Origin of the sequence: Methylobacterium sp. 37f, from assembly GCF_023093475.1 — a bacterium.
GTDB lineage: Bacteria > Pseudomonadota > Alphaproteobacteria > Rhizobiales > Beijerinckiaceae > Methylobacterium.
This window is the reverse complement of record NZ_JAGHKN010000049.1, coordinates 26,219-35,284: the sequence shown is the minus strand read 5'-3', so window position 1 is coordinate 35,284 and position 9,066 is coordinate 26,219. Positions and strand designations below refer to the sequence as shown.

Annotated in this window: 10 protein-coding genes; 5 read left to right on the top strand and 5 right to left on the bottom strand. The window is 68.0% G+C overall.

Annotated elements, in window-relative coordinates; translation table 11 throughout:
- Window positions 1-71: 71 nt before the first annotated feature.
- From J7U37_RS22495 to J7U37_RS22485, 3 genes are all read right to left on the bottom strand, one after another.
- Window positions 72-494, bottom strand: a complete 423-nt coding sequence (locus J7U37_RS22495; protein WP_247637158.1) for a hypothetical protein — start codon at window positions 492-494, stop codon at window positions 72-74.
- A gap of 462 nt (window positions 495-956) precedes the next feature.
- Window positions 957-1,865 carry an alpha/beta hydrolase gene (locus J7U37_RS22490; protein ID WP_247637157.1) on the bottom strand — a complete coding sequence of 303 codons (909 nt, stop codon included), beginning with the start codon at window positions 1,863-1,865 and terminating at the stop codon, window positions 957-959.
- The gene (locus tag J7U37_RS22485) at window positions 1,862-3,424 is read right to left on the bottom strand and encodes a GMC family oxidoreductase (RefSeq protein WP_247637156.1); all 1,563 of its coding nucleotides are present in this window, start codon (window positions 3,422-3,424) and stop codon (window positions 1,862-1,864) included. The genes J7U37_RS22490 and J7U37_RS22485 overlap by 4 nt, the downstream gene beginning before the upstream one ends.
- A 201-nt stretch (window positions 3,425-3,625) precedes the next feature.
- Here J7U37_RS22485 and J7U37_RS22480 point away from each other — a divergent pair, with 201 nt between their 5' ends.
- From J7U37_RS22480 to J7U37_RS22460, 5 genes are all read left to right on the top strand, one after another.
- A complete protein-coding gene (locus J7U37_RS22480; RefSeq protein WP_056184701.1) occupies window positions 3,626-4,120 on the top strand; it encodes a DoxX family membrane protein in 495 nt (164 codons plus the stop codon).
- Entirely contained in the window at window positions 4,117-4,575 is a 459-nt protein-coding gene (locus J7U37_RS22475; RefSeq protein ID WP_056184698.1) for a hypothetical protein, read from the top strand. The genes J7U37_RS22480 and J7U37_RS22475 overlap by 4 nt, the downstream gene beginning before the upstream one ends.
- A gap of 4 nt (window positions 4,576-4,579) precedes the next feature.
- Window positions 4,580-5,500 carry an SMP-30/gluconolactonase/LRE family protein gene (locus J7U37_RS22470; protein ID WP_247637155.1) on the top strand — a complete coding sequence of 307 codons (921 nt, stop codon included), beginning with the start codon at window positions 4,580-4,582 and terminating at the stop codon, window positions 5,498-5,500.
- Window positions 5,497-6,348 (top strand): VOC family protein, encoded by an 852-nt coding sequence (locus J7U37_RS22465; protein ID WP_247637154.1) that lies wholly within the window; start codon window positions 5,497-5,499, stop codon window positions 6,346-6,348. The genes J7U37_RS22470 and J7U37_RS22465 overlap by 4 nt, the downstream gene beginning before the upstream one ends.
- 99 nt (window positions 6,349-6,447) lie before the next feature.
- Entirely contained in the window at window positions 6,448-7,452 is a 1,005-nt protein-coding gene (locus tag J7U37_RS22460; protein ID WP_247637153.1) for an SDR family oxidoreductase, read from the top strand.
- Here J7U37_RS22460 and J7U37_RS22455 read toward each other — a convergent pair.
- Both J7U37_RS22455 and J7U37_RS22450 read right to left on the bottom strand, forming a co-directional pair.
- Entirely contained in the window at window positions 7,440-7,685 is a 246-nt protein-coding gene (locus J7U37_RS22455; RefSeq protein WP_056184691.1) for a hypothetical protein, read from the bottom strand. The two genes, J7U37_RS22460 and J7U37_RS22455, sit on opposite strands and share 13 nt — an antisense overlap.
- Window positions 7,682-8,425: a Crp/Fnr family transcriptional regulator gene (locus J7U37_RS22450; RefSeq protein ID WP_247637152.1), complete on the bottom strand. Its 744-nt coding sequence runs from the start codon at window positions 8,423-8,425 to the stop codon at window positions 7,682-7,684. Before J7U37_RS22450 ends, J7U37_RS22455 begins: the two co-directional genes overlap by 4 nt.
- Window positions 8,426-9,066 lie beyond the last annotated feature (641 nt).

Here is a 9,066-nt window from a genome sequence, read left to right as displayed (position 1 = left end):
ACTGCGTCCAGGACGCGAATGCGCAGATCGTGACTGTAGGCACGGGCCATGGCGATCTCCCTGACGAACCTTCAGGGATCAACGCTCACCTCGCCGCAACGACTCAGGGATCGTGGAAAACGCTCTAAGTTCACTGCTGATCCAAGCATGATGGCCACCGTCAGAAGCGAAAAGCCAGTGAAGATCCACGACCACTGAATGGCGGTACGGCTAACCGGCATCGCGCATGGACCCGGTCGAACGCGAACGCCGATTTGCTCCCCGAGCTTCGGCCTCTGATTCAAATCGCCCAGTGAAACATCGGCAAGACGAGCAATTTCACGTCCCTTGGCCATGCTGTCGTATTCGATCGTCGCAACGATAACACCCCGAAAACTACGCCTGGACTTCACACGCGCGCCAACAACCTGCCCCTCGCGCAGCACGGCTGCATGTTCGAACTGCGATAACGCCGCTGAGCCGAAGTAATAAGTGAGGACCAAGCCCAGGAACAACCCGGCAAAATTCTCTCGGACACGCCGCGTGAGAGCATCAGGCTTTGCCGCCCTTACAATCGGGCATGCAACATGATGTGGATTCCAAAAGAAAATAGAAGAGTACCCGGTATCGTGAAGTACCAGTTTTCATAATAAACGATGCGACCGTACCGAGTGCCATCCCCAAAACGATCAATGACTACGAGCGCTACGTAAAGTAATAGGCTCGCACCAGAAAACCAGACCGAGAATCCGAACGCAAAGCGTGGCATGATCGACGAGGTAGCAATGCGCCGTTAACGCGGCATTACGCCAACGCCTGGAAAGGGCTGGAGGCGGAATGTCCGGTTCTGACCGAAAGTCCAAGGGCCGCTCACCACCCATTACCGACGCACAGCGTCCGGCCTGACGCCCGCCCTCGATCCGAAGCGGGCCTCCACGGCGCCTCCGGAGCGCGAAGGGCCACCCGCGCTCGCCTCTTCACCCCCGCCCCATCCGCTCCGCGAGAAACGTCCGGATCCGCACTTCGGCCCGGCGCGATTCCGGCAGGCCGAGCAGGGGGTAGACGTGCATCAGGCCGGGTTCCTCGTGGTAGGCGAGGGGGGCTTCCTCCGCTCGGGCGCGGGCGGCGAGGCGGCGGGCATCGGCGACGAGGATGTCGTGGCTGCCGCAGAACAGTTCGATCGGCGGCAGGTCCCGCAGGGTGCCGAAGAGGGGGCTGACCCGCGGGTCCGTCCTGTCCCACGCGCCCGCGTACCAGCGCCCGAGGGTCCGGACGCCCGGGCGCATCAGCATCACGTCATCGGGTTCGATCCGGGCCTGCGCGGGCCTCGATGTGGAGACGTCGAGCCAGGGCGAGATCAGGACGAGGCCCCGGGGCAGGGGCAGCCCGGCATCGCGGGCCTGCATCGCCACGGACAGGGCGAGTCCGCCCCCGGCGGAATCGCCCATCAGGGCGATCGGCGCGGCATCCCGCATGTCCCGGTAGAGCGCCAGCGTGAAGGCGGTGATGTCGGCGCAGGCGTGCTCCGGCGTCAACGGATAGAGCGGTACGGTGACGGTCAGGCCCGTCGCTTCCACCATGCGGGCGATGAAGCGCCAGTGGATGCGGGTGATCGGGCTCGTATAGGCGCCCCCGTGCAGGTAGATCACCCCGCCCGCGCGGGCCTCCCGGCCGGCGCGCGGGCGCGGCGCCAGGGTGTAGACCTCGCGACGGTCGCGCAGGCCCCAGGTCACCGCGAGGCGCCGGCGCAGGGCGCGGCTCGGCCGGGCGGGGTGGGGCCGCTCGGCGATGGCCCGTTCCGGGTCGAGGTCGTCGCGGGCAAGGTGGCGCCGCCGCCCGGTGAGGCGGATCGCCAGGGCGGCGAGGCGCGCCGTCAGGCTGGTCACAGCCGGCCCGCGATGGTGTCGCCGACCCGCAGGGCGTTGGCGATGATGGTCAGGGTCGGGTTCACGGCGCCGATCGAGGGGAAGAAGCTCGCATCGGTGACGTAGAGATTGTCGATGCCGTGCGCCCGGCATTCGAGGTCGAGCACCGAGGTCGCCGGGTCCGTGCCGAAGCGCAGCGTCCCGGCCTGATGCGCCGTGCCGCCGATCGGCGTGTCCTTGCCGAGGTAGAGCGAGCGGTCGAACAGGTGCGGATGCACGTCGAGCTTGCCGCAGAGGTCGCGCAGCTTCTGCTTCAGCCGTCGATGCCCCTCCATGTTGCTCTCGGTGAGATCGAGGCGGACGCGGCCGCCGTCGTAGAAGATCCGGTTCTCCGGCCGCGGCAGATCCTCCGAGGTCAGCCAGAAATCGAGGGAATGCTTGGCGATCCAGTCGAACGGCTTTTCGGGAAACCATTGCAGGAAGCCCGGCAGGCCCTCGCCGTGGATCTGGGTGCCGTCGGACTTGCCGACCATCTGGATGTGGCCCAGCGGAAAGTCCCAGTCGTCCGAGCCGAAGTAGAAGTCGTTGAGCCCGAGGGTCTTCTGGAACTTCGTCGGGTTCGGGGTGCGCGAGACCGCCAGCACGGTGGCGTTGTTGTGGCGCATGTAGTTGCGCCCGACCTGGCCCGAGGCGTTGGCGAGCCCCTGCGGGTGGGCGTCGTTGGCCGAGCGCAGCATCAGCAGGGCCGAGGACAGGGCGCCGCAGGCCACCACCACGATGTCGCCCGAGACCGTCCGGCTCCGCCCCTCGCGCACCAGCTCGACGCCAGTGATCTGGCGCCCGCTCGGGCTGGTGAGGAGGCGCTCCACGTAGGCGCCGGTCCAGAGGGTGAGATTGGGGTGCCGGGCCAGCGCCGGGTCGACGCAGATGATCTGCGCATCGGCCTTGCCGTTGGTCAGGCAGGGATAGCCGTCGAAGGCGTCGCAGCGGATGCAGGCCGAATGCGGCAGGGCCTGGCCGTCGCGCTCGTCGAGCAGCACGCCCACCGGCAGGTGGAAGGGCCGGTGGCCCTCGCGCTTCAGTCCGTCGAACAGCGCCTGGATCCGCGGCTCGTGGGAGACCGGCGGGTAGGCATAGGGTTTGTCGGCCGGGGGCTCGGTCGGGTCTTCGCCGCGCAGGCCGTGGACGTGATAGAGTTCCTCGGCCGCCTGATAATAGGGCGCGAAGGTGTCGTACTTCACCGGCCATTCGGGCGCATCGCCGTCGGGGTGGCGCACCACGTCGAAGTCTTGGCTTCGCAGGCGCAGCAGCACCGAGCCGTAGACCTTGCTGTTGCCGCCGACATAGTAGTGCAGGCCCGGGTGGAATTCCCGGCCATCGGCGCCGTACCAGCTCTCCGGGGCCTGATAGCGCGCATCCACGAACACCGCCTGGCTGTCCCAGTTCTCGCGCTCGCGCGGAAGATAGCCGCCGCGCTCCAGCAGCAGCACGCGCTTGCCGGTCTGGGCGAGGCGCCAGGCCATGGTGCCGCCGCCCGGCCCCGAGCCCACGATGACGACGTCGTAATGGTCCTGAGTCATGGGGGTTTCCACGGGGGTTTCCACGGGGGGCCTTCGGGGTCCGGTGTCTCGGGTAGGTCGGTTCCGGATGCCGCGATGCAGCATCCGAGACTTCGAACGTTTGAACCCCCGCGCGAGTGCCGCGTTCAACCGCCGATAGCATCACGTTCCGCCGAGCCGTCTCATCCCGGCGCGTCGCTCCTTTCAGGTCAGGACCGAATCTTGGTCGCTCTCAGCATCGGCATCGCCTTCGCGGTCCGGCTTCTCCTGGTCCTGCTGTTCCTGCCCTTCAGCGCGCTGGACAAGATCCTGAATTTTCGGGGCGCGGTGGGTCAGGCCCGCGAGCGCGTCGCCCGCACCGGGCTCGCCCGCGCGCTCATCCTCGCGGGGCTGTTCGTCGAGGTGGTGATGTCGCTCGGCATCCTCACCGGCATCGCCGATCGGGCCGCCGCCTTCGTGCTCGCCGGCTATTGCGGCGTCACGGCGCTGCTGTGGAAGCAGTTCTGGCGCCCCGGCGACTTCTGGGCCGGCGGCGACAGCAAGGGCCGGGGCCTGTTCTGGGACTTCCTCAAGAACTTCGCCCTCGCGGGCGGATTTCTCCTCATCACCTTCGGCACCGGGGCCGACACGGTGCGGCTCTTTCTCGCCGATCCGCTCGCCTCGTCGCAGCCCTACCGCACCGCCTCTGTCCCCGAGACCGTCAGGACCAACCCATGAGCGACGAGACGACGCCGGAGAAGCCCCGCGTTCCCTACTGGCACCTGTGGACCGACGCCGAGGGCGTCAGCCACCAGACCCGCTGCGCGCTGACCGATTTCGACATGAAGTCGATGCAGCCGCCGGCCGACCCGCAATGGCAGGGCACCAAGACCCATGACGGCGCCACCGTGATGGTCACGGTGCAGCCGGTGGGGTGGACCGGCGCCTGGCACGAGAACCCGAAGCCGCAATGGATCATCCCGCTCTCGGGTCGCTGGTTCGTCGAATCCATGGACGGGACCCGGGTCGAGATGGGTCCCGGCGAGATCTCCTTCGGAGAGGACCAGAATACGAAGGCGGTGGACGGGCGCCAGGGGCACCTCTCCGGTACGGTCGGCGACGCGCCCGCCGTGCTGATGGTGGTGCAGTTCGATGCGCCGCCGACCCTCGCCACCCCGTGCCGGTTCCGGTAGCTCCATGGCGTCCAGGCTCCAGAACCGGGGGTTCGAGGTCGTCGATCCGCGCTTTGCCGGGTACATGCTGGGCAATGCCGAACTGGAGGAGATCGCCAGCGGCTTCCGCTGGATCGAGGGGCCGGTCTGGTTCGGCGACGCCGACTGCCTGCTGTTCCAGGATCTGCCGCGCAACCGCACCATGCGGTGGAGCGAGGCGGAGGGGCTCTCGGTCTATCGGGCGCCCTCGGACTACGCCAACGGCCAGACCCGCGACCGGCAGGGCCGCCTGATCGCCTGCGCGCATCGCGGCCGCTGCCTGTATCGCACCGAACAGGACGGCACCGTCACCACGCTGGTCACCCACCATGCCGGGCGCCGGCTCAACGCCCCCAACGACGTGGTGGTGGCCTCGGACGGGGCGATCTGGTTCACCGACCCGGTCTACGGCATCTCGAACGACTACGAGGGTGGGCGCCAAATCTCCGAGCAGCCCCCGGCGCTGTATCGCCTCGACCCGGCTTCGGGCACCATCCGCGCCATGGCCCGTGATTTCGACGGGCCGAACGGGCTGGCCTTCTCGCCCGACGAGCGCCGGCTCTACGTGGCCGAGACCGGCGACCAGACCCGGCCCAACCCGCGCCAATACATCCGCGCCTTCGACGTCGGCCCCGACTTCGCGCTCTCGGGTGGCGAGGTCTTCCACACCGTCGCGCCCGGCTACTGCGACGGGATGCGGGTCGACGAGGACGGCAACGTCTGGAGCAGCGCCGCCGACGGGGTCCACTGCATCGATCCCTCCGGCAACCTGATGGGCAAGATCTTCGTGCCGCACCGGGTCTCGAACCTGACCTTCGGCGGCCGGATGAAGAACCGCCTGTTCATCGGCGGCTCGCACACCCTGTATGCCATCTTCCTCAACCGGCGTGGGGTTCAGACCCCATGACGGCGGGCGGGACGCCGGGCCTCGGAGCCGGACCGCTGCGCCTCGAGCGGATTCGCCTGGTCAGCGCCGACCCTGAAATACTGGCGCGGTATTTCACGGCCGCACTCGGGTTTTCGCGCACGACCTCGACACGACCTTCGGTCGACCAGCGAACCACTTTTGGCACGCATGGGGTGTCCCTCAGCCTCGGTGCCCAGGCCCTCGACCTCGTCGGATTCGACCGGCAGGGCCGTCCCTATCCCGACGACGTGCCGGGCTGGAGCCCGCTGTTTCAGCACATCGCCATCGTGGTCTCGGACATGGCGGCCGCCTTCGCGCGCCTGTCGGCGACCCCGGGCTGGCGCCCGATCTCCACGGCGGGACCGGAGCGCCTGCCGGCGGCCTCGGGTGGCGTGACTGCCTTCAAGTTCCGCGATCCCGAGGGGCATCCCCTTGAATTGCTTGCGTTTCCCGCCGGACATGAGCCGGAGACCTGGCGCGGCGGCGGACTCGATCCCTGCCTCGGCATCGACCATTCGGCGATCTCAGTGGCGGATTCCGCCGCCAGCCTCGCCTTCTACGAGGGCCTCGGCTTCTCGGTGGCGTCGCGCTCCACCAATGTCGGTCCCGAGCAGGCGCGCCTCGACGGCGTACCCGACCCGCGCGTGGCGGTGACCGGCCTGCGCCCGCCCGGCGCCCCGACGCCACATGTCGAACTCCTTGACTATGCAGGGCTATTTCCCCGTGCCGGTCACATCTGCGGCGACCACGACATCGCCGCCACGGTCCTGGTCTTCGCCGGTGAAGCCTCGGTCGCCGGTCCGCGCCGCCTTCAGGACCCCGACGGCCACCGGCTCTGGCTGCCCTGAGCGTCAGGCTCCCGCGCTTCGGAACAGCGCCCCCGCGGGTCCGGTTGGCCGAGCACGCAAGGCGGCGCGCGGCGCCTCCGGGAAGGGGAATTCCAAGGCATGCGGGACCTGCGGAACAGCGTGGTGGTGATCACCGGAGCATCGAGCGGCATCGGGCGCGCGGCCGCTTTCGCCTTCGCCGAACGGGGCTCCCGGGTGGTGCTGGCCGCCCGCCGGGCCGAGGCGCTCGCCGATCTCGCCCGCGACTGCCGCAAGCTCGGGGGCGAGGCTCTGGCCGTCCCGACCGACGTCACCGACGCGTCCGCCGTCGAGGCCCTGGCGAGCGCCGCCTACCACGCCTACGGGCGGATCGACGTTTGGATCAACAATGCGGGCACCGGAGTGTTCGGCCCCTACCAGGACGCGCCCCTCGACCTGCACCACCGCACCATCGCGGTGAACCTGCTGGGCGGCATGTACGGCGCCTATGCGGCGCTGCCTCACTTTCTGCGCCAGGGTCGGGGGACTCTGATCACCAACATCTCGCTCGGCGGCTGGGCTCCGGCGCCGTTCGCCGCCGCCTACACGGCCAGCAAGTTCGGCCTGCGCGGCTTCACCGCCAGCCTGCGCCAGGAGCTGCGCCGCCATCGCGATATCCACGTCTGCTCGGTGTTTCCCGCCATGGTCGACACCCCCGGCCTGGATCACGGCGCCAACGTCTCCGGCCGGACCATCGACACCGGCCCCCTGGTCTACGCCCCCGAAGACGTGGCCGAGACCTTCGTGCACCTCGCCCGCCACCCGCACGACGAGGTCGCGGTGGGCTGGCCGGCCCGTGCGGCGCAGGTCGCCTACGCCCTGGCCCCCGGGCCGACCGAACATCTCATGGGCATCGCGATCCACAGCGCCCTCGATCGGGCGAATCCGGCGCCGCGCACGCACGGGGCCCTCCGTGCGCCGCTCGGCGATACGCCCCGGGCAAGCGGCGGTTGGCGCGCCCGCAAGGGCGTTCCCTCGGCCCGGCCGCTCAGCGTTGCCGGTGCGGCGCTGGTCGGAGGGGCCGCGCTCCTCGCCCTTGGCTGGCGTGCCCGGACGTCATCGCGCGAGTACCCTCAGGGGCGCTGATCGCAACGCTGCGTGATCCAGTCGAGTGCTGTCGTCAGATCGAGAAACGCCGGTGGTCTGGGATAAGCCAGGCTGCCGAACCCCGCCTCCAGGAACCAGTATCCCGCCGCAGCGCCATGATCGGCCGAGAGCCGGACGAGGATGGCGACGAGGACACCCTCGGCCAGCACCAGGCGCCCCTCACCGTCGTTGCTCTCCGTACGGATCCGGATGGGCTGGAGGCTCAGAATCATGGGCTGGGCCGCCGCTCCTGATGCAGGTAGGCCGGATCGAATTCCGCACGCTTCGTCAGCTCGTTCCAATCGTGAATGACGAGGCGCTGTCCCTGAAGGGTGAGTAAGCCCTGACCGCGCAACTCCTGCAGGACGCGGTTCACGTGGACGTTCGACACCCCGATCGCGTCGGCGATATCGCTCTGGGTCAGAGCCATCTCGCAGCTATGGTCCCGAGCGAGACCCATGGCCTCCAGCTTCAGGTAGAGTTCACAGAACAGGTGGGTGATCCGGCCGAGCGTCGAGCGCCGGCCGATATTGGTCATCCACTCTCGGAAGATCGCGGCATCCACCAGTGTGTCGCGCCATAGGGCTGCGGTGACGCCGGGGTGGTTGCGGGTGAGATCGAGCAACGCGTCATGCGGAATGAAGGCGAGCGTGCACGCGGTCAGGGAGCTCAGGTTGTGATCCATGACCGGCAGATGGAGACTCTGCAGGTCCGGAATGTCGCCGGGGATGTGCACGGAGAGGATCTGGCGCTTGCCCTCGTCCAGCAGCTTGTAGCGGAAGGCCCAGCCCTCGATCAGGAGGCAGCATTGCGTGGGTTGATCGCCGTCGCGCACGATATCCTGGTGTGCGCCGAGCTGGCGACGCATCACCGGCAGACGCTCGATGGCATGACGCTCCGCATCCGAGATCGTGATGATCGTTTCCAGCTTCCGAATGAGCAGGCTGATGTCGGCGCCGGCGGCGAAGCTCATTGCGAAGATGCCTTTCTTGGATAGGACGGAAGCGTCGGGACTGCGTGAATGAAGGGGATCGCACGACCGGCGTCGTTCCTAGCATGGGAGCATGATGGCGCACTCACCGTCCCACGCCGCCACCACCGCACGCTTCCTCTTGCCGCGAGTATAAACTGTGGCGGGTCAGGTCTCGACAAATCTTGCATTAACAAAAAGCAGGGCTGTTAAAAGAGCCGTCAGCCACTCCATGATGTCACGCCAATGTGATCGTGGCGCTGACTGAGGGAGCGGGATGTACGACCGGGGTGCGAGGGGGGCGGATCAGAAGTGCCGATGCGACAAGCCTCTTTCTGCAGCCCTCTTCTCACAAGGTTAGAGCCGACGGATTTTGGCCTCCTGTGACCGTCCCCCATGCGGGTTTGGACTCACCGTCGCCGAACCCTGATCGCCCCCCCAGTCGGGGGGCCGTTGTGCGGTTCTGGGAGCCCCTACCCCTTGTCCAAGGTGCCTTCGAGTCTGTCTGCTTCGCTTCGTTCAGATCTCGCGGTCACTTCCGGTTCGCAACGCCAGCGCGTGCGTCGATCGATGGCGCTTTGATGATGTCCGTATGCCAGGCGAGCGCGAACATGTTTTCAGCGCGCCTTTCGTCGCGAGGAATG

Coding starts and splice junctions, on each gene's coding strand:
- J7U37_RS22485 (WP_247637156.1), bottom strand. CDS start 3,424: ATGACTCAGGACCATTACGACGTCGTCATCGTGGGCTCGGGGCCGGGC.
- J7U37_RS22475 (WP_056184698.1), top strand. CDS start 4,117: ATGAGCGACGAGACGACGCCGGAGAAGCCCCGCGTTCCCTACTGGCAC.
- J7U37_RS22470 (WP_247637155.1), top strand. CDS start 4,580: ATGGCGTCCAGGCTCCAGAACCGGGGGTTCGAGGTCGTCGATCCGCGC.
- J7U37_RS22465 (WP_247637154.1), top strand. CDS start 5,497: ATGACGGCGGGCGGGACGCCGGGCCTCGGAGCCGGACCGCTGCGCCTC.
- J7U37_RS22460 (WP_247637153.1), top strand. CDS start 6,448: ATGCGGGACCTGCGGAACAGCGTGGTGGTGATCACCGGAGCATCGAGC.
- J7U37_RS22455 (WP_056184691.1), bottom strand. CDS start 7,685: ATGATTCTGAGCCTCCAGCCCATCCGGATCCGTACGGAGAGCAACGAC.
- J7U37_RS22450 (WP_247637152.1), bottom strand. CDS start 8,425: ATGAGCTTCGCCGCCGGCGCCGACATCAGCCTGCTCATTCGGAAGCTG.